Raw genomic sequence first — 19248 nt, 5'->3', positions numbered from 1 at the left:
CGGCTCAGTCTCCTACGGATGTGCGGTCTCGGACGTGGGGGCTTCGTGTGCGGATGTCGATGCGGATCATCGCATCCATCGGCGGCCAAGTGTAGGGACCGCGACCGTAAGAACGGGGTGAACCTGTCAGGTCGAGGTGAACCTGTCACGCGGATCTGGTTCGCAACCGGGCCCGCCCCGCCGGTAGGCTGCCCCTACATCACAGTTCGTAGCCGCATCCCGTAGCCGCCGCTGCGACCGACGCCCGAAGACCGACACCCGAAGGACGCGCGCGTGTTCATCGCCGGATTCCCCGCTGGAGCCTGGGGCACCAACTGCTACCTGGTCGCTCCGGCGCCGGGCGAGGAGTGCGTCATCGTCGACCCCGGCCACCAGGCCGCGCAGGGTGTCGAGGAGCTGATCCGCGAGCACCGCCTGAAGCCGGTCGCGGTCCTGCTCACCCACGGCCACATCGACCACGTCGCCTCGGTGGTCCCGGTCTGCGGCGCCAAGGGCGTCCCGGCCTGGATCCACCCCGAGGACCGCTACATGATGAGCGACCCGGAGAAGGCGCTCGGCCGCTCGCTCGGCACCCAGCTGATGGGCGAACTCACCGTCGGCGAGCCCGACGACGTGCGCGAGCTGACCGACGGCAGCGTGCTGGAGCTGGCCGGCCTCGCCCTCACCGTCGACCACGCCCCCGGCCATACCGGGGGGTCGGTGACGTTCCGGACACCCGGCGCCGAGGACCTCCCTCCGGTGCTCTTCTCGGGTGACCTGCTCTTCGCCGGCTCCATAGGGCGAACCGACCTCCCGGGCGGGGACGGCGAGGCGATCATGCGCTCGCTGGCCCGGGTGTGCCTGCCCCTCGACGACGCCACCGTGGTCCTCTCCGGCCACGGCGGACAGACCACCATCGGCCGTGAGCGCGCCACCAACCCCTACCTCCGACAGGCAGCGGGGGCGTCCGGCGCCCCGGCCTTCCCGCGACGAGGAATGTGACGGAAGAGAAGTTGAGCACCTTCACCGCCCCCAAGGGCACCTACGACCTGCTGCCCCCCAGCTCCGCGACCTTCCTGGCGATCCGCGAGGCGATCGCCGCGCCCGCCCGCCGGGCCGGCTACGGCTACGTCGAGACCCCGGTCTTCGAGGACGTGAAGCTCTTCTCCCGCGGCGTCGGCGAGTCCACCGACATCGTCTCCAAGGAGATGTACAGCCTCACCACCAAGGGCGGCGACGAGCTCGCACTGCGCCCCGAGGGCACGGCCTCGGTGCTCCGCGCCGCGCTCCAGGCGAACCTGCACAAGCAGGGCAACCTCCCGGTCAAGCTCTGGTACTCCGGCTCGTACTACCGCTACGAGCGCGCGCAGAAGGGCCGCTACCGCCAGTTCTCGCAGGTCGGCGCCGAGGCGATCGGCGCGGAGGACCCGGCGCTGGACGCCGAGTTGATCATCCTGGCCGACGACGCCTTCCGGTCGCTGGGCCTGAGCGACTACACGCTGCTGCTCAACAGCCTCGGCGACAAGCAGTGCCGCCCGGTCTACCGCACCGCGCTGATCGAGTTCCTGGACGGCCTGGACCTCGACGAGGACACCCGCCGCCGCGCCGGGATCAACCCGCTGCGCGTCCTGGACGACAAGCGCGAGTCGGTGCAGGCCCAGCTCGTCGGCGCCCCGATGCTGCGCGACTTCCTCTGCGAGGACTGCAAGGCGTACGACGAGAAGGTGCGCGAGCTGCTCACCGCCAACGGCGTGGCCTTCACCGACGACCCCAAGCTGGTCCGCGGCCTGGACTACTACACCCGCACCACCTTCGAGTTCGTGCACAACGGCCTCGGCGCCCAGTCCGCGATCGGCGGCGGCGGCCGGTACGACGGCCTCTCCGAGATGATCGGCGGCCCCGCGCTGCCGTCCGTCGGCTGGGCCCTGGGCGTGGACCGCACCTTCCTCGCGCTGGAGGCCGAGGGCGTCGCCCTCGACCTGCCCGCCGCGACCTCCGTCTACGCCGTCGCGCTCGGCGAGGAGGCCAAGAACGTCCTCTTCGCCAAGGTGGTCGAGCTGCGCCGGGCCGGCGTCGCCACCGACCTCGCCTTCGGCGTCAAGAGCATCAAGAACGCCATGAAGTCCGCCGACCGGTCCGGCGCCCGCTTCGCGCTCGTCGCCGGGGACCGGGACCTCGCCGAAGGCGTCGTCCAGCTCAAGGACCTGACCACCGGCGAGCAGAACCCCGTCGCCCTCGACGCACTCGTCACCACCCTGAAGGAGAAGCAGCTGTGATCCGCACGCACGACGCGGGCACGCTCCGCCCGGAGCACGCAGGCACCACCGTCACCCTGGCCGGCTGGGTCGCCCGCCGCCGCGACCACGGCGGCGTGGCCTTCATCGATCTGCGCGACGCCTCCGGCACCGTGCAGATCGTGGTCCGCGACCTCGACTCGGTGCACGGCCTGCGCGCCGAGTACTGCGTCAAGGTGGTCGGCGACGTCCGCGTGCGGCCCGAGGGCAACGAGAACCCGGACATCCCGACCGGCGCCGTCGAGGTCGTGGTCAGCGAGATCGAGGTCCTCTCCGAGGCCGCGCCGCTGCCCTTCCCGGTCGCCGAGTACGAGCCCGGCACGGTCAACGAGGAGGTCCGCCTCCGGTACCGCTACCTCGACCTGCGCCGCGAGGGCCCGGCCAAGGGCCTGCGCCTGCGCTCCAAGGTCAACAACATCATCCGCCGGGTGATGGAGGACAACGACTACCTCGACATCGAGACGCCGTACCTCACCCGCTCCACCCCCGAGGGCGCCCGCGACTTCCTCGTCCCGGTCCGCCTCCAGCCCGGCCACTGGTACGCGCTGCCGCAGTCGCCCCAGCTGTTCAAGCAGCTGCTGATGGTGGCCGGCATGGAGCGCTACTACCAGATCGCCCGCTGCTTCCGCGACGAGGACTTCCGCGCGGACCGTCAGCCGGAGTTCACCCAGCTGGACATCGAGGCCTCGTTCGTCGACCAGGAGGACATCCTGGCCCTCGGCGAGAAGATCATCGGCTCGATCTGGCGCGAGGTGCACGGCTACGAGGTCCCGAACCCGCTGCCGCGGATGACCTACGCCGACGCCATGGGCCGCTTCGGCTCGGACAAGCCGGACGTCCGCTTCGGCCAGGAACTCACCGACCTCACCGAGTACTTCCAGGGCACCTCGTTCCGGGTCTTCCAGGCCCCGTACGTCGGCGCCGTGGTCATGCCGGGCGGCGCCTCGCAGCCGCGCAAGCAGCTCGACGCGTGGCAGGACTGGGCCAAGGCGCGCGGCGCCAAGGGCCTCGCCTACGTGCTCATCGACGCCGAGACCGGCGAGCTGCGCGGCCCGGTCGCCAAGAACCTGTCCGAGGAGCACCTGGCCGGCCTGGCCGCCGCCGCGGGCGCCAAGAACGGCGACGCGATCTTCTTCGCGGCCGGCAAGCAGCGCCCCTCGCAGGAGCTGCTCGGCGCCGCCCGTCTGGAGATCGGCCGCCGCTGCGAGCTGATCGACGAGTCCCAGTGGGCCTTCCTCTGGGTCGTCGACTTCCCGATGTTCGAGCCCATCGAGGACGACAAGGGCGAGTTCCAGGGCTGGCACGCGGTGCACCACCCGTTCACCGCCCCGACCGCGGAGTCGCTGGCCACCTTCGACACCGACCCGGGCTCGGCGCTCTCCAACGCCTACGACCTGGTGCTCAACGGTTCGGAGCTGGGCGGCGGTTCGATCCGTATCCACCAGCGGGACGTCCAGAAGCGGGCGTTCGACGCGATCGGCCTCTCCGAGGAGGAGACCGCCTCGCAGTTCGGCTTCCTGCTGGACGCCTTCAACTACGGCCCGCCGCCGCACGGCGGCGTCGCCTTCGGCCTGGACCGGATCGTCACCCTGCTCGGTGGGTACGACACGATCCGGGACGTCATCGCGTTCCCGAAGACGTCCACCGGCGGCGACCCGCTGACCGGTGCGCCCACCCCGATCACCCCGGCGCAGCGTCGCGAGGCCGGCGTCGACGCCCAGCCGAAGGTCCGTGAGGACGCCAAGTCCGAGGCCCAGCCGAAGGCCTGACGCCGCATCCGCCGACATCGGCTAACCTTTCACGGCCCCGGACGGCATCACCGTCGTCCGGGGCCGGTCCACAACGGTGTGTGACAGAGAGAGGGTTCCCCCATGAAGGTCAGTACCAGAGTCGAGTGTCCCGAGGACGCACCCGCCACCAGACGCGTCCACATGGCCGCGTTCCCCGGCCCGGACGAGGCCGACCTGGTGGACGCGCTGCGCCGCGATCCCGCCTGGCTGCCCGGCCTGTCCGTGGTCGCGGTCGACGGCTCCGGGCTCGTGGTCGGGCACGCGCTGCTCACCCGGCTGCGGGTCGGCGAGGGCGAGGGCCTCGCGCTCGCGCCGGTCGCGGTCGCCCCGGAGTGGCAGCGCAAGGGAGTCGGCGAGCTGGTGGTCAAGGCGGCGCTGACCGCCGCCGAGGAGGCCGGCGAGACCCTGGTCGTCGTCCTCGGCGACCCGGAGTACTACGCGCGGTTCGGCTTCCTCCCGGCCCAGCGGCACGAGGTCACCGGCCCCTTCGAGGTGCCGGACGCGTACTTCCAGGTGCTCGCCCTGTCCGGGTACGACGGGTCTCCGCGGGGCCTGTGCCGGTACCCGGAGCCCTTCGTGGCCGTCTAGCCTCCCGGCCGCCCAGGGCCTGACGCCTGGGTCCCGATGCCTGCGGGCCGCTGCCGACGGTCCGACGCCCGGGGCCCGGCGCCGACGGTGCTAGGGCCTGGCGCCGAAGCCGACCGTCGCCCGGCAGCTGCGGACGAACGCGGCCATGGCGGGCGTCAGCCTCCGGTCCTTCGGCCAGTACAGCCCGACCTGGCTCGGGCTGAGTCCCCGCACCGGCCGGTACGCGACATCCTCACGCGGTGCCAGCCGGCTCATCGTTCCCGGGGCGAAACCGACGCCCTGGCCGCACACCACCGCGGCCAGCCACTCGTCGGTGTTGTGCGCCACCGCGCCGATCCGCACAGGTCGCCCGCCCCGCTCCCGGACCGCCAGCCAGTAGTCCCGCCAGTGCCCGGACTCGTGCGGAATCGCCACGAAGGGCTCGTCGAGCAGCTCCTCGAAGTCGATGACCGCACGGTCGGCCAGCCGGTGCCCGGCGGGCAGCGCCGCACAGCGCGGCTCCTCGCCCAGCACGGCGACGTTGTACCGCTCGGACAGCGACGGCGGGGCGTGCCAGAGCGTCAGGTCGATCTCGCCGGTCGCCAGGCCCGAGGTGGGGTCGAACCAGTTGTTCTGCCGCAGCTCCACCTGCCAGCCCGGCATCCGCCGGGTGAAGTCGGCGACCGTGCGCTGGGTCATCAGGTTGATGATGCCGCCCTCGAACCCCACCCGCAGCGTCGAGCCCTGCTCCGCCGAGGCAGCCCGGGTCGCGCGCAGCGCCTCGTCCCACCCGGACATGATCGCGCCGGTGTGCGCGGCCAGCGCCCGGCCCGCCCGGGTGGGCGCCATGCCGCGCCTCGACCGTTCGAACAGCTCCACCCCGAGCAGGGCCTCCAGCTGGCGGATCTGCTTGGTCAGCGTCGGCTGGGAGACGAACAGCCGGGCCGCGGCTGCGGTCAGCTGGCCCTCCTCGCAGACCGCGGCGAAGCTGCGCAGCAGCCGGGTGTCCACATCCATGCCCCAAGGTTATGGAACCGGAAATTGGACCCGTCCGGCAGGTCTGGGTCAAGGTTGACCGTCCGGCCTCCGGGCCGGCCCACGGGGGAGCCCGGCAGCGGCGGTTCAGGGGGCCGCCGCTGCCGCGCCGGGCACCCGGACCTGCGGGAGCCGCGTTCACCGCCTACCGTGAGGGGTCATCAGCACCCCGCCGAACGGAGGCACCCAGGTGGCAGCCAAGGCCAAGCGCGAGCAGACCGGTCAGGGCGGGAGGGCCGACAGCGGCGGGCGGCCGGACGCTCCGGCGGCCGGGCGGCTGGAGCGGAAGCCCTACGAGCGGGAGCTGCTCCGGCTCCAGGAGGAGCTGGTGAAGCTCCAGGAGTGGGTGCGGGCCGAGGGCGCCCGGCTGGTCGTGGTCTTCGAGGGGCGGGACGCGGCCGGCAAGGGCGGCGCGATCAAGCGCGTGACGGAGTATCTGAACCCCCGCATCGCCAGGGTCGTCGCCCTGCCCACACCCACCGAGCGCCAGCGCACCCAGTGGTACTTCCAGCGGTACGTCGAGCACCTGCCGGCCGCCGGGGAGATCGTGCTGTTCGACCGCAGCTGGTACAACCGGGCCGGGGTGGAGAAGGTGATGGGCTTCTGCACCGACGAGGAGTACTGGCAGTTCCTGCACCAGTGCCCGATCTTCGAGCGGATGCTCGCCGAGTCCGGCCTGCTGCTGCGCAAGTACTGGTTCTCGGTCAGCGACACCGAGCAGGAGCGGCGCTTCCGGGACCGGCTGGCGGACCCGATGAAGCGGTGGAAGCTCTCGCCGATGGACGTCGAGTCGGTCGCCCACTGGGAGGACTACTCGCGGGCCAAGGACGAGATGTTCCTCCACACCGACACCCCGGAGTCGCCCTGGCACGTGGTGGAGAGCGACGACAAGCGGCGGGCCCGGATCAACATGATCGCCCACCTGCTCTCCACCGTCCCCTACCGGGAGGTCAGCCCCCGGGAGATCGTCCTGCCGCCCCGGCCCGCCTCGCGCGGCTACCAGCGGCCCCCGCGCGACCTGCAGAAGTACGTCCCGGACCACGCGGCGGGCCTCGGCCGGTCGTAGGGCTCGCCCGGCCGGGGCCCGCCGTGCCCGCCGGGGCCCGCCGTGCCCGCCGGGGCCCGCCGGGGCCCGCCGGGGCCCGCCGTGCCCGGCCGGGGACCGCTCCGGGAACGGGGAGGGGCCGGGAGGGGCCGTACTGCTCCGAACGGCTCCGCGGCGTTGCCGGACTCCCGCCCTCGGCGTGCGATGGACGTGCTCGGGAAGGCGCGGGCGGCCGGCACGGCGCCCGCCGGAGGTCAGGAGACCCGCCCATGTTCGTTCGCACGGTCTACGCCACCGGCGACCCGGCCGCACTGGACCGGACCCTCGACGGCCTCCGCGCCGAGGCCGTCGGGCTGCTCGCCCCGCAGCCCGGCTACCGCGGCTTCGGGCTCTTCGCCGACCGGGAGCTCGGCATCCTCACCATGGGCTCCTGGTGGGAGAGCGCCCGGGCGGAACGCGAGAGCGACGAGCGGCTGCGCGGACGGCGGGCCGAACTGCTGGGGCCGTTCGCCGGGACGGTGACCACGGACCTCTGGCAGGCGGTGGTCGCCGCCCGGCCCGTGCAGGCCGGTCCGGGGGCCTGGTTCCGGCTGGCCCGGTTCGACTTCGACCGGGCGCAGGGCGACCGGATCGCCGCCGCCTTCCGCGAGCGGGCGCTGCCCGCGATGCAGCGGATCGACGGGTTCCTCGGCGGCTCCATGCTGTTCGCCGTCGAGGACGAGCGTGGTTCGGTGGGCGGGCTCTTCGCGGACCGGGCCGCGCTGGTGGCCTCCCGCGGCGCGGTCGCGGAGGCCCGGGCCCGGGCGGTGGCCGGCGGCGGGGTGAGGCTGCGCTCGCTGGAGGAGTTCGAGGTGATCCTGCTCGACCTGCCGAAGCAGTCGTCGCCGTAGTCGTACGCCGTGGCCGTGGTCGTACGCCGTGGTCGTGGCCGGGGCGCCCGCGGGCGGCGGGCGGGCCGGGCTGTCGGCGGGCTCGCATAGGCTTCCGGTGTGGACGAACCGGACCTCTTCACCGCCGCCGCCGAGGAACGCCAGGCCAAGGAGCCCGGCCGGGCCCCGCTCGCCGTGCGGATGCGCCCGCGCACCCTCGACGAGGTGGCCGGCCAGCGGCAGCTGCTGAAGCCCGGCTCGCCGCTGCGCCGCCTGGTCTCCGGCTCGCGCGGCCCGGCCGCGACCAGCTCGGTGATCCTCTGGGGCCCGCCCGGCACCGGCAAGACCACGCTGGCGCACGTGATCAGCCAGGCCGTCGAGGGCCGCTTCGTCGAGCTGTCCGCGATCACCGCCGGGGTGAAGGAGGTCCGCGCGGTCATCGACGGCGCCCGCCGCGCCGTCGGCATGACCGGCCGGGAGACGGTGCTCTTCCTGGACGAGATCCACCGCTTCTCCAAGGCCCAGCAGGACTCGCTGCTGCCCGCCGTGGAGAACCGCTGGGTCACCCTGATCGCCGCGACCACCGAGAACCCGTACTTCTCGGTGATCTCCCCGCTGCTCTCCCGCTCGCTGCTGCTCACCCTGGAGTCGCTGACCGACGACGACGTCCGGGCCCTGCTGCACCGCGCGGTGGCCGACGAGCGCGGGCTGGCGGGCGCGGTGGAGCTGACCGCCGAGGCGGAGGACCACCTGGTCCGGCTGGCCGGCGGGGACGCCCGGAAGGCGCTCACGACGCTGGAGGCCGCGGCCGGGGCGGCGCTGGAGAAGGAGGAGGCCGCGATCACGCTGGCCACCACCGAGACCGCCGTCAACCAGGCCGCCGTCCGGTACGACCGGGACGGCGACCAGCACTACGACGTGGCCAGCGCGCTGATCAAGTCGATCCGGGGCAGCGACGTGGACGCCACGCTGCACTACCTGGCCCGGATGATCGAGGCGGGGGAGGACCCGCGGTTCATCGCCCGCCGGCTGATGATCTCGGCGAGCGAGGACGTCGGCCTCGCCGACCCGACGGCGCTCCAGACGGCGGTGGCGGCGGCCCAGGCGGTGGCCCTGATCGGGTTCCCGGAGGCGCGGATCATCCTCTCCCAGGCGGCGATCGCGCTGGCGCTGGCGCCCAAGTCCAACGCCGCCTACCTGGCGATCGACGCGGCGCTGGCGGACGTCCGGCAGGGGATGGCCGGGTCCGTCCCGCCGCACCTGCGGGACGCGCACTACGGCGGCGCCGGCAAGCTGGGGCACGGCCAGGGGTACCAGTACCCGCACGACCTGCCGGAGGGCATCGCGACGCAGCAGTACGCGCCGGACGCGGTGCACGGCAAGGAGTACTACCGGCCGACCCGGCGCGGCGGCGAGGCCCGGTACGCGGACGTCGTGGAGTGGACCAGGGGGCGGCTCAGGGGAGAGTGATCCCCGGGTATACTCGTGCGAAGTGCCATGTCCCGGGACGGCGGCAGGGGAGACCCTGACCGACCGGCCGCACCAGCGGGACACCGGCCACGGCCCTCCTCGGAGGGCCCAGGAGCGTCGCGCACCGTTTCGGTGTCGCGTGCAGCCCACCAGAGCACTGTGGTGGGCCACTCGTGTGCAAGCACTTCCGTGCCCGGCTCCGGAGAGCGGCTGATCGCACTGCCTTCAGGGCGGTGGGGTTGTCTCCGGGTCGCGACGAGCGACCTCCGTCAACACCTGGTGAAGCCGTAGTCGGAAGCAAGGAAGGTTTGGTTCATGGCGAACCAGAAGCGTCCCAAGGTCAAGATCGCGCGTGCGCTCGGCGTGCCGCTGACCCCGAAGTCCGTCAAGTACTTCGAGGCCCGCCCGTACCCGCCCGGCCAGCACGGCCGTGGCCGCAAGCAGAACTCGGACTACAAGGTCCGTCTGCTGGAGAAGCAGCGTCTGCGCGCCCAGTACGACCTGAGCGAGAAGCAGATGGCGCGCGCGTTCGACCGCGCGAAGAAGGCCGAGGGCAAGACCGGTGAGGCGCTCGTCGCCGAGCTGGAGACCCGTCTGGACTCGCTGGTGCTGCGTTCGGGCATCGCCCGCACCATCTACCAGGCCCGCCAGATGGTCGTCCACGGCCACATCGAGGTCAACGGCGGCAAGGTCAACAAGCCGTCGTACCAGATGAAGCCGGGCTTCGTGGTCACCGTCCGCGAGCGCAGCAAGGAGAAGGTCCCGTTCCAGGTCGCCCGTGAGGGTGGCTACGCGGGTGAGGGCCAGACCCCGAAGTACCTCGAGGTCAACCTGAAGGCCCTGGCCTTCCGCCTGGACCGTGCGCCGCAGCGCAAGGAGGTCCCGGTGATCTGTGACGAGCAGCTGGTGGTCGAGTACTACTCGCGCTGACCCGCGAGCGGTACGCCTGTCGTACCCAGCGAGCCCCCGTCGCCTTCGTGGCGACGGGGGCTCGCCCCTTTTCCGGTGCCCCGGGGGCGGTGCGTCACCCGGACCGGTTCAGTACTCCTCGCCGGTCATCGCGGCGACGAGCCGCAGGTGCGGGCGGGCCTCCTCGGCGCGGTTCTGGCGCTCCAGGGTGCGCCCGAGCATCAGCCGGGCGTAGTCCTCGGCGGGGTTCGCGTCGAGCACCCGGCGCAGCTCGGCCTCGGCCCGGGACAGCTGGGCGGAGTGGAAGTAGCTGCGGGCCAGGAGCAGCCGGACCGAGAGGTTGGCCGGCTCCTCGGCCAGCACGTCCTCCAGCATCCGGGCGGCGTCCGTGTACGCCTTGGAGTCGAAGTAGAACGTCGCCATGCGGTAGTCGTCGGCGGTGTGGGTGGCCACGGGGTGCTCCTTCCGTACGGGACGGGTGTCTCTGGCCGCTCCAGCAATGGACAGGATTCAACTATTCCCGCCCGGATCCTCGCCCGCGGCCGACGGCGCCGCCCGGCCCGGCGGCGGTGCGGGCCCCCGCCGTCCCGGCCGCCGCGGGCTCAGCGCCAGACCGGTGACGGCCGCGGCGTCGGCGGCATCGGCCCGGGGCCCGGCCCCGGGCTCGGCCCCGGGCCCTCCGGACGCCCGCCGCCGAGGGCCCGGCGCACGGCCGCGTCCAGGTCCAGCCGGGCGCCGCTGGCGAAGAAGTCGGTGAACTCCTGCTCGGTCAGCCCCGCGCCGGCCCGCTCCTCGCAGGCCCTGTGCGGACCGTTGAAGGTCCGCGAGCCGAAGAAGGGCTTGCCCACCGTCTGCCAGATCCGGTGCGCCGCGCCCTGCAGCACCCGGGCCTCCCGCAGGTCGCCGGGCTCGCCCGGGCCGCCCGGCTCCGTCTCCAGCAGCGCCAGCAGGTCGATCGCCAGCACGATCCCCAGCAGGTCGTTGAACAGGTGGTTGAGCCGGACGCTCTCGCGGGCCAGGGCCCGGGCCGGCCGCACCTCGCCGTTCAGCCAGTGCGAGTACGCGAGGGCGTAGAGCGCGTACGCGTACGCCCACTGCTCGCCGTGGTCCTCGCACAGCTCGCGGACCTGCGCCAGCCAGAGCTCGCCGCTCTCGCGGTCGCCCTGGAAGAGGTAGGCGATGCCCAGCTCGAACATCGCCATCAGCACGTTGCTGTTCAGCTCGCCGATGGTCCGGTAGTGCCAGAGCGCCTCCTCGAACAGCTCGGCCGCGCGGACCGGCTCGTCGCCGATCAGCGCCGCGCAGCCCTGCCGGTGCACGGCGTAGGCGAGCGCCCGGTCGTCCCCGGTGGCCAGCGCCTGCCGGCGGCACTGCTCCAGCGCGGGGCGGGCGGCGACCAGGTCCCCCTGGAGGGTGGCCGTGTAGCCGGTGACCCAGAGCGCCTTGGCCCGGGCCTCGGTCGGTTCCGGGTCCAGCGCCAGCGCCCGGTCCAGCCAGTGCCGCCCCTCGCCGAGGTGGCCGCAGCCGACCCAGTAGAACCAGAGGGTGCCGGCCAGCAGCAGCGCGAGCTGCTCCTCCCCGGGCTCGGCCAGGCAGAACTCCAGCGCGGCCCGCAGGTTGGCGTGCGCCAGCTCGGTGCGTTCGGCGGTCTCCGCCTGTCGGGGGCCGAACCACTCGACCTCGCCCCAGGTGGCCACGCCCAGGTACCAGTCGCGGTGCCGGCGCAGCAGCCGCTGCTCCTCGCCGGCCGCGCGCAGCCACTGCAGCCCGTACTCGCGGACGGTGTCCAGGAGCCGGAACCGGACACCGAAGGCGCAGTCCTCGCGGAGCACCACGGACTTGGCGACCAGCTCGGTCAGCAGGTCGAGCAGCTCGTCCGGATCGACGCCGCCGCCGGCGCAGACGTACTCGGCGGCGTCCAGGTCGAAACCGCCGGCGAAGACGGAGAGGCGGGCCCAGAGTAAACGTTCCTGCACCGTGCAGAGCTCGTGACTCCAGCCGATCGTCGTGCGTAAGGTCTGATGGCGCGCGAGCGCCGTCCGGTCGCCCCCGGTCAGCAGCCGGAACCGGTCGTCCAGCCGGGCGCCGATCTGCGCCACCGACAGCGTCCGCAGCCGTCCGGCGGCCAGCTCCACCGCCAGCGGGATGCCGTCCAGCCGCCGGCAGAGCTGGGCGATCGTCTCCGCGCTCTCGGCCGTGACCTCGAAGGACGGCACCACCGCCCGGGCCCGGTCCTCGAACAACCGCACCGCGTCCGGCAGCGCCCCCGGGTGCACCGGGCCGACCGGCAGCGGCGCCAGGGTCAGCAGGTGCTCGCCGGCCGTCCGCAGCGCCACCCGGCTCGTGGTCAGCACCCGCAGGCCGGGCAGCGCCCGCAGCAGCGCCCGGACGAGCTCCGCACAGGCCTCCGCCAGGTGCTCGCAGCCGTCCAGCACCAGCAGCAGCCGGCGGCCGGCCAGCTGCTCGGTCAGCACGTCCAGCGGCGACCGTGCGGTGCCGTCCGTCAGCCGCAGCGCCTCCAGGACGGCGTGCCCGAGCAACTGCCGGTCCTGGACGGGCGCGACCTCGACCAGCCAGGTGCCGTCCGGGAACGCCCCGCCCGCCCGGGCCGCCGCGCGGAGCGCCAGCCGGCTCTTGCCGACCCCGCCCGGGCCGGTCACCGTCACCAGCCGCTGCCCGGCCAGCAGCCGGGCGAGTTCGGTCAGCTCCGGCTGCCGGCCGACGAAGCTGGTGACCTCCGCCGGCAGCCGCCCCGGTGCGGTCGCCCCGGGCCGCGGTGTGGATTCCCCGTCCAAGCGCTGCTCCCCGTGTGTCCCGGCCCGGGCCTGCGGTCCGGGCGTCCGTCGGGCCGCGTGGATGGCGGCCTGCCTGGCAGAACGAGGTGACCGGCGGGTAGGTTACGCGCGCGGATCGCACACCCGACCGGATCGCCGGGCGGTCCCGTCCCGGCAACCCGGTCCGGAAACCGGGCGTGGTCGCGATAGGGTTCCCCTGGAGAACCGCAAGGCGAGGGAGCGCGTCGAAGTGTCCGTGGGAGAGCTGGCCGGTCTGCTCGTCGCCGTGTTCTGGGCGGTCCTGGTCACCCTGCTCGCGGTCGTCCTGGTCCGGCTCTCGCGGGTGCTCAAGGAGGCCACCGTCCTGGTCTCCGCCGTCACCGAGCAGGCCGTGCCGCTGCTGACCGACGCCGGAGCGGCCGTGCGCAGCGCCAACGAGCAGCTGGAGCGGGTGGACGAGATCACCGCCAACGTGCAGGACGCCGCCGCCAACGCCAACGCGCTCTCCTCCACCGTCGCGGCCACCCTGGGCGGGCCGCTCGTCAAGGTCGCCGCCTTCAGCTACGGCGTGCGCAAGGCCGTCGCCAAGCAGCAGGGCGGACCGGTCCTGCCCACCCAGCCGTCCGAGCGCGAGGAGCTGGCCCGGCTGATCCGGGCCGAGGTGCGCGCCGCGACCGTCCCCAAGAGCGGCCTGCTCGCGAGGGTCCGGCGTGCGGTGAGGAGCTGACGGCATGGTGCGACGCATCTTCTGGATGGCGGTCGGCGCCGGTGCCACCGTCTGGGCCATGAACAAGGCCAACGAGGCGGTCCACCGGCTCACCCCGGACAGCCTCTCCGGCACCGCCGCGCGCGGCGCGCTGAACCTGGGCGACGCGGCCAAGCGGTTCGCGCTGGACGTGAAGGCCGGGATGGCCGAGCGCGAGGAGCAGCTGCGCGAGGACCTCGGACTGGACGGCACCGCCGTCGTGGAGCCCCGTCACCGCCGCGTCCTGCGCGGCGAGCCCCAGTACCGAGCTATCTCGGCGGCGCCCGGCAGCCCGGCCGCCGCCCTGCCTCCGTCCAGCAGCGCCCGCGCACCGTCCGACGGTGCCCGCACCACCCCCCAAGCCATCGAAAAGACGCCCCGACGTGCGCTTCCGCCGCGGGGCGGTACTGACCGGAAGGACCACTAATGGAGTCGGCAGAGATCCGCCGCCGCTGGCTGCGCTTCTTCGAGGAGCGCGGCCACACCGTCGTTCCGTCGGCGTCCCTGGTCGCCGACGACCCCACCCTGCTGCTGGTCAACGCCGGCATGGTGCCGTTCAAGCCGTACTTCCTGGGCGAGGTCAAGCCGCAGTTCTCGCGCGCGACCAGCGTGCAGAAGTGCGTCCGCACCCTGGACATCGAGGAGGTCGGGAAGACCACCCGGCACGGCTCCTTCTTCCAGATGTGCGGCAACTTCTCCTTCGGCGACTACTTCAAGGAAGGCGCCATCAAGTTCGCGTGGGAGCTGCTCACCGGCTCCGTCGCGGACGGCGGCTACGGCCTGGAGAAGGAGAAGCTCTGGATCACCGTCTACCAGGACGACGACGAGGCCGAGCAGATCTGGCGTGACGTCATCGGCGTCCCGTCCGAGCGCATCCAGCGGCTCGGCATGAAGGACAACTTCTGGTCGATGGGCGTCCCCGGCCCGTGCGGCCCGTGTTCGGAGATCAACTACGACCGCGGCCCCGCGTACGGCGAGGAGGGCGGCCCGGCCGTCAACGGCGAGCGCTACCTGGAGATCTGGAACCTGGTCTTCATGCAGTACGAGCGCGGCCACGGCGACGGCAAGGACGGTTTCGAGATCCTCGGCGACCTGCCGAGCAAGAACATCGACACCGGCCTCGGCCTGGAGCGCCTCGCCGCCATCCTCCAGGGCGTCGACAACCTCTTCGAGATCGACACCAGCCGGATGATCCTGGACCGGGCGGCCGAGCTGACCGGCCACACCTACGGGGCGGACCGCCGCTCGGACGTCTCGCTGCGCGTGGTCACCGACCACATCCGCACCGCCCTGATGCTGATCGGTGACGGCGTCACCCCCGGCAACGAGGGCCGCGGCTACGTGCTGCGCCGCATCCTGCGCCGCGCCATCCGCAACATGCGGCTGCTGGGCGCCACCGGTGTGGTCGCCAAGGACCTCACCGACGTCGCCATCAAGGCGATGGCCCCGCAGTACCCGGAGCTGGAGGCCGACCGCAAGCGCATCGAGACGGTCGTCGTCGGCGAGGAGGCGGCCTTCCTGCAGACCCTGAAGGCCGGCACCAGCCTGCTGGACGCCGCGGTCACCGAGACCAAGCAGGCCGGCGGCGCGGTGCTCTCCGGCGACCAGGCCTTCAAGCTGCACGACACCTACGGCTTCCCGATCGACCTCACCCTGGAGATGGCCGAGGAGCAGGGCCTCCAGGTCGACGAGAGCGGCTTCCGCCGCCTGATGCAGGAGCAGCGGGACCGCGCCAAGGCGGACGCCAGGGCCAAGAAGATGGGCCACGCCGACGTCGCCGCCTACCGCGAGGTCGCCGACAGCTCCGGTGCCAGCATCTTCACCGGCTACACGCGCACCGAGGGCGAGGCCACCGTGGTCGGCCTGCTGGTGGACGGCGTGCCGTCGCCGGCCGCGTCCGAGGGCGACGAGGTCGAGATCATCCTCGACCGCACCCCGTTCTACGCCGAGGGCGGCGGCCAGCTCGCCGACCACGGCCGGATCCGGCTGGACTCCGGCGCGGTCGTCGAGATCCGTGACGTGCAGCAGCCCGTCCCGGGCGTGGTCGTGCACTCAGGCGGCGTGCTGTTCGGTGAGGTCGTGCTCGGCTCCGCCGCGTACGCCACGATCGACGTCGAGCGCCGCCGGGCCATCGCCCGCGCCCACTCGGCCACCCACCTGACCCACCAGGCGCTGCGCGACGCGCTCGGCCCGACGGCCGCCCAGGCCGGTTCGGAGAACGCGCCGGGCCGCTTCCGCTTCGACTTCGGCTCGCCCGCCGCCGTGCCCGGCAGCGTGCTGGTCGACGTCGAGCAGAAGATCAACGACGTGCTGACCCGCGAGCTGGAGGTCACCGCCGAGGTCATGACGATGGACCAGGCCCGCAAGGCCGGCGCCATCGCCATGTTCGGCGAGAAGTACGGCGACGAGGTCCGGGTCGTCACCATCGGCGACTTCTCCAAGGAGCTGTGCGGCGGCACGCACGTCGGCAACACCGCCCAGCTGGGCCTGGTGAAGCTGCTCGGCGAGTCCTCGATCGGCTCCGGCGTGCGCCGCGTCGAGGCGCTGGTCGGCGCCGACGCGTACCGCTTCCTGGCCCGTGAGCACACCGTGGTCGCCCAGCTCACCGAGCTGGTCAAGGGCCGCCCGGAGGAGCTGCCGGAGAAGATCTCCGGCATGCTCGCCAAGCTCAAGGACGCCGAGAAGGAGATCGACCGCTTCCGCGCCGAGAAGGTGCTCGCGGCTGCCGCGGGCCTCGCCGACTCGGCCGAGGACGTGCGCGGCATCGCCGTGGTGGCCGCCAGGATCGGCGACGGCACCGGCGCGGACGAGCTGCGCAAGCTGGTCCTGGACGTGCGCGGCCGGCTGGGCTCGCGCCCGGCCGTGGTCGCCGCGTTCACCGTGGCGAACGGCCGCCCGCTGACCGTGATCGCCACCAACGAGGACGCCCGCGGGCGCGGCATCAAGGCCGGCGAGCTGGTCCGCACCGCGGCCAAGACCCTCGGTGGCGGCGGTGGCGGCAAGGACGACGTCGCCCAGGGCGGCGGCACCGACCCGGCCGCGGTCGACGCGGCCATCGCCGCCGTGCGCGGCCTGGTCGCGGAGCGCGCCTCCTGATGGACGAGCAGGTCGAGGAGCGGCCCTTCCGGCGCGGGCGGCGGATCGCCGTCGACGTCGGGGACGCCCGGATCGGGGTCGCGTCCTGCGACCCCGACGGGGTGCTCGCCACGCCGGTCGAGACCGTCCCGGCCGGGGCGAAGTCGCAGGCCAGGATCGCCGCGATCGTCGAGGAGTACGAAGCGGTCGAGGTGATCGTCGGACTGCCGCGCTCGCTCAGCGGCAAGGAGGGTCCGGCGGCGGAGAAGGTCCGGGGCTACGCGGCCCGGCTGGCCAACCGGCTCTGGCCGGTACCGGTCCGGCTGGTCGACGAGCGGATGTCCACCGTCACCGCGACCCACGGGCTGCGCGCCTCCGGGGTCAAGGCCAAGAAGGGCCGCTCGGTGGTCGACCAGGCCGCCGCCGTGGTGATCCTGCAGACCGCCCTTGAGTCCGAACGGGTGAGCGGACGCCCGCCCGGTGAGAGCGTCGAGGCGGACGGCTGACCGCCCTGGTCTAACGTCCCGGTGAGGGGCCCGTGCGGACGCGTCCGCACGGGCCCCTCTGCCGTTGCCGTCGTGCGCTTTCCGCGCGGGCCCGCCGAGGGGGCGCAGTGACCGACCTGGACTTCACGCCCGGACTCACCCCCGGCCACCTCGGTGCGCCGGTGCTCGAACCGGAGGGCCGCCCGCCGGGCGCGCCCCGCCCGAGACCTGACGCGCCGGACCCGCACCGCCGGCGCAACGGGCTGGCCTGCCTGCTGACCGCGCTCTCGCTGATCGCGGTGTTCGGCGGTGCCGGGCTGGCCGGGTTCAGCTGGATCCAGGGGCAGCGCAAACCGTCGGTCGCCGCGGACTACGCGGGCGCGGGATCCGGCTCCGTCCAGGTCTCGGTGCCGGAGGGCGCCGGGCTGAGCCAGATCGCCTCGGCGCTGGTGCGCAACGGCGTCGTCGCCAGCTCGACCGCCTTCACCCGGGCGGCCAAGGGCAGCGCCGCCGCCGCCGGGCGCATCCAGCCCGGCACCTACACGCTCCGGCAGAAGATGTCGGCGGCTGCCGCGCTCGCCGTGCTGGTCGACCCGGCCAACGCCAACGGCCTGACCATCCCCGAGGGGTGGCGCGGCAGCCAGATCTACGCGGCGATCGACCGGAAGCTCCAGCTGCCCGAGGGCAGCACCGAGAAGGCCGCGCAGGAGCAGGCCGCCGAACTGGGCCTGCCGGAGTTCACCAACGGCAGCCCCGAGGGGTACCTCTTCCCCGCGACGTACAGCGTCACCGAGGGCACCGACGCGGTCGACCTGCTCCAGCAGATGGTCGAGCGGGCCGGCAAGGAGTTCGCCCGGGACGACGCGGAGGTCGTCGCGCAGAACCTCGGCCAGAGCCTGTACGGGCTGGTGACCATCGCCAGCATGATCCAGGGCGAGGCCGACAACGCCGAGGACATGGGCAAGGTCGCCCGGGTCATCTACAACCGGCTGGCGAAGAACATGCCGCTCCAGCTGGACTCGACGATCAACTACGCGCTCGGGCGGTCGACGCTGAACACCAGCGTCACGGACACCCGGCTCGACTCGCCGTACAACACCTACCGGCACGCCGGGCTGCCGCCGACGCCGATCTCCAACCCGGGGCGGCAGGCGATCATGGCGGCGGTCGACCCGACGGCGGGGGACTGGCTCTACTTCGTCACGGTGAAGCCCGGGGACACCCGGTTCACCGACAGCTTCGAGGTGCAGCAGAAGAACGTGGCGGAGTTCAACGCCACCCGGGTGTCGGCGAGCCCGACGGCCACGGCGTCCGAGTCCTCCTCGGCGTCGGCCGGTGCGTCGGCGCCGTCCGGGGAGGCTGGGCACTGACGGTGTCGTCCCTGCCCCGCGAGGGTGAGGTGACGGTTCGGGGGTGGTGCGGCGCCGGTCCGGTGAAGGTCCGCCGGACCGGCGCGGCGGTCGTTCCCCCGAGGTCCACCGGCCGCGTACGGAGGGCCCCTTCGACGGCCGACGGCTCGGCCGGGAGACGGTCTGCGGTACGGTAGCGTCTCCGTCCAGGTGTTGCGCTAGCACGCCGGTTCGAGAATCAGCCGGGACACCGTCCCGGACGGCCGGGCCGATCCTCCGGTCGTCTCCGTCGGTATAAGGGGATCAATGACCGATCTGGGTCGGGGCTACGGCCCCCAGGGCTCCGAGCCGTGGAATCCGGACGATCCCGGGTACGGCGGTCAGCAGCCGGTCCCCGGCCAGCAGGACGGGCAGTGGCAGCAGCACTCCCAGCAGGCGCAGTACGGCGGCGGTGAACAGGGGTACCCGCAGCAGCAGATGCAGCCCGGCACGGGCCAGCAGGGCATGGGGCAGCAGGGTTACCCCCAGCAGGGTCAGCAGCAGGGGCACCAGCAGCAGGGCTACCCGCAGCAGAATCAGCAGCAGGGCTACCCGCAGCAGGGCCAGCAGCAGGGCTACCCGCCGCAGGGGCAGGGCCAGCAGCAGTTCGCCGGCGGCCAGCAGGGCTACCCGCAGCAGCAGATGCCGCAGGGCACGCCGCAACAGGGGTACCCGCAGCAGCAGATGCAGTCCGGTGCGGGCCAGCAGGGCTACCCGCAGCAGGGTCAGCAGCAGGGCTACCCGCCGCAGGGGCAGGGCCAGCAGCAGTTCGCCGGCGGCCAGCAGGGCTACCCGCAGCAGCAGATGCCGCAGGGCACGCCGC

At 73.2% G+C, this 19248-nt stretch carries 16 protein-coding genes and 1 pseudogene; 14 read left to right on the top strand and 3 right to left on the bottom strand.

What is annotated here, in order from left to right; translation table 11 throughout:
* Nucleotides 1–273 precede the first annotated feature (273 nt).
* The 4 genes from ABZY91_RS20675 (at nucleotide 274) to ABZY91_RS20660 (ending at nucleotide 4651) form a co-directional block, all read left to right on the top strand.
* Nucleotides 274–981: an MBL fold metallo-hydrolase gene (locus ABZY91_RS20675; protein ID WP_329949840.1), complete on the top strand. Its 708-nt coding sequence runs from the start codon at nucleotides 274–276 to the stop codon at nucleotides 979–981.
* 11 nt (nucleotides 982–992) lie between these two features.
* Nucleotides 993–2255 carry a histidine--tRNA ligase gene (gene hisS, locus ABZY91_RS20670; RefSeq protein ID WP_355404235.1) on the top strand — a complete coding sequence of 421 codons (1263 nt, stop codon included), beginning with the start codon at nucleotides 993–995 and terminating at the stop codon, nucleotides 2253–2255.
* Nucleotides 2252–4042: an aspartate--tRNA ligase gene (aspS, locus tag ABZY91_RS20665; RefSeq protein ID WP_355404232.1), complete on the top strand. Its 1791-nt coding sequence runs from the start codon at nucleotides 2252–2254 to the stop codon at nucleotides 4040–4042. The genes hisS and aspS overlap by 4 nt, the downstream gene beginning before the upstream one ends.
* 102 nt (nucleotides 4043–4144) lie before the next feature.
* Complete coding sequence (locus tag ABZY91_RS20660) at nucleotides 4145–4651, top strand: N-acetyltransferase (protein ID WP_329882246.1); 507 nt, start codon at nucleotides 4145–4147, stop codon at nucleotides 4649–4651.
* Nucleotides 4652–4741: 90 nt separating this feature from the next.
* Here ABZY91_RS20660 and ABZY91_RS20655 read toward each other — a convergent pair whose 3' ends face one another.
* A complete protein-coding gene (locus ABZY91_RS20655) occupies nucleotides 4742–5647 on the bottom strand; it encodes a LysR family transcriptional regulator (RefSeq protein ID WP_355404230.1) in 906 nt (301 codons plus the stop codon).
* Between the two features lie 295 nt (nucleotides 5648–5942).
* Between ABZY91_RS20655 and ppk2 the strand changes: the two genes are divergently transcribed.
* The 4 genes from ppk2 (at nucleotide 5943) to rpsD (ending at nucleotide 9979) form a co-directional block, all read left to right on the top strand.
* Nucleotides 5943–6731 (top strand): polyphosphate kinase 2, encoded by a 789-nt coding sequence (gene ppk2, locus ABZY91_RS20650; RefSeq protein ID WP_329882375.1) that lies wholly within the window; start codon nucleotides 5943–5945, stop codon nucleotides 6729–6731.
* 248 nt (nucleotides 6732–6979) lie between these two features.
* Nucleotides 6980–7600, top strand: coding sequence for a hypothetical protein (locus ABZY91_RS20645; RefSeq protein ID WP_355404228.1), 621 nt, complete (start codon nucleotides 6980–6982; stop codon nucleotides 7598–7600).
* 99 nt (nucleotides 7601–7699) lie between these two features.
* A complete protein-coding gene (locus ABZY91_RS20640) occupies nucleotides 7700–9049 on the top strand; it encodes a replication-associated recombination protein A (RefSeq protein ID WP_329882243.1) in 1350 nt (449 codons plus the stop codon).
* A gap of 315 nt (nucleotides 9050–9364) precedes the next feature.
* Nucleotides 9365–9979, top strand: a complete 615-nt coding sequence (gene rpsD / locus ABZY91_RS20635; RefSeq protein WP_063346792.1) for a 30S ribosomal protein S4 — start codon at nucleotides 9365–9367, stop codon at nucleotides 9977–9979.
* 108 nt (nucleotides 9980–10087) lie between these two features.
* On the opposite strand, the gene ABZY91_RS20630 is transcribed toward rpsD, so the two are convergent.
* On the bottom strand, nucleotides 10088–10381 hold the full coding sequence (locus tag ABZY91_RS20630; protein WP_329882373.1) for a tetratricopeptide repeat protein: 294 nt from the start codon (nucleotides 10379–10381) through the stop codon (nucleotides 10088–10090).
* Between the two features lie 179 nt (nucleotides 10382–10560).
* Nucleotides 10561–12753 (bottom strand): AAA family ATPase, encoded by a 2193-nt coding sequence (locus ABZY91_RS20625; protein ID WP_355404226.1) that lies wholly within the window; start codon nucleotides 12751–12753, stop codon nucleotides 10561–10563.
* A 229-nt stretch (nucleotides 12754–12982) separates the two neighbouring features.
* Between ABZY91_RS20625 and ABZY91_RS20620 the strand changes: the two genes are divergently transcribed.
* The 6 genes and pseudogenes from ABZY91_RS20620 to ABZY91_RS20595 all read left to right on the top strand — a co-directional run.
* Entirely contained in the window at nucleotides 12983–13459 is a 477-nt protein-coding gene (locus ABZY91_RS20620; RefSeq protein WP_329882241.1) for a DUF948 domain-containing protein, read from the top strand.
* Between the two features lie 4 nt (nucleotides 13460–13463).
* On the top strand, nucleotides 13464–13904 hold the full coding sequence (locus ABZY91_RS20615; protein WP_329882240.1) for a DUF6167 family protein: 441 nt from the start codon (nucleotides 13464–13466) through the stop codon (nucleotides 13902–13904).
* Entirely contained in the window at nucleotides 13904–16573 is a 2670-nt protein-coding gene (gene alaS, locus ABZY91_RS20610) for an alanine--tRNA ligase (protein WP_329882239.1), read from the top strand. Before ABZY91_RS20615 ends, alaS begins: the two co-directional genes overlap by 1 nt.
* Nucleotides 16573–17058 (top strand): Holliday junction resolvase RuvX, encoded by a 486-nt coding sequence (gene ruvX / locus ABZY91_RS20605; protein WP_355404223.1) that lies wholly within the window; start codon nucleotides 16573–16575, stop codon nucleotides 17056–17058. Before alaS ends, ruvX begins: the two co-directional genes overlap by 1 nt.
* Before the next feature lie 107 nt (nucleotides 17059–17165).
* Nucleotides 17166–18407: an endolytic transglycosylase MltG gene (gene mltG / locus ABZY91_RS20600; RefSeq protein ID WP_355404221.1), complete on the top strand. Its 1242-nt coding sequence runs from the start codon at nucleotides 17166–17168 to the stop codon at nucleotides 18405–18407.
* A gap of 285 nt (nucleotides 18408–18692) precedes the next feature.
* Nucleotides 18693–19248: pseudogene (locus tag ABZY91_RS20595) on the top strand (hypothetical protein); the annotation flags it as partial.

This window comes from Kitasatospora sp. NPDC002965 (assembly GCF_040611255.1).
Classification (GTDB): Bacteria; Actinomycetota; Actinomycetes; order Streptomycetales; family Streptomycetaceae; genus Kitasatospora.
The sequence above is the reverse complement of the archived record's forward strand: the minus strand, read 5'-3'. Positions and strand labels throughout refer to the sequence as shown.

Coding starts and splice junctions, on each gene's coding strand:
- ABZY91_RS20660 (WP_329882246.1), top strand. CDS start 4,145: ATGAAGGTCAGTACCAGAGTCGAGTGTCCCGAGGACGCACCCGCCACC.
- ABZY91_RS20655 (WP_355404230.1), bottom strand. CDS start 5,647: ATGGATGTGGACACCCGGCTGCTGCGCAGCTTCGCCGCGGTCTGCGAG.
- ABZY91_RS20645 (WP_355404228.1), top strand. CDS start 6,980: ATGTTCGTTCGCACGGTCTACGCCACCGGCGACCCGGCCGCACTGGAC.
- rpsD (WP_063346792.1), top strand. CDS start 9,365: ATGGCGAACCAGAAGCGTCCCAAGGTCAAGATCGCGCGTGCGCTCGGC.
- ABZY91_RS20630 (WP_329882373.1), bottom strand. CDS start 10,381: ATGGCGACGTTCTACTTCGACTCCAAGGCGTACACGGACGCCGCCCGG.
- ABZY91_RS20615 (WP_329882240.1), top strand. CDS start 13,464: ATGGTGCGACGCATCTTCTGGATGGCGGTCGGCGCCGGTGCCACCGTC.
- alaS (WP_329882239.1), top strand. CDS start 13,904: ATGGAGTCGGCAGAGATCCGCCGCCGCTGGCTGCGCTTCTTCGAGGAG.
- ruvX (WP_355404223.1), top strand. CDS start 16,573: ATGGACGAGCAGGTCGAGGAGCGGCCCTTCCGGCGCGGGCGGCGGATC.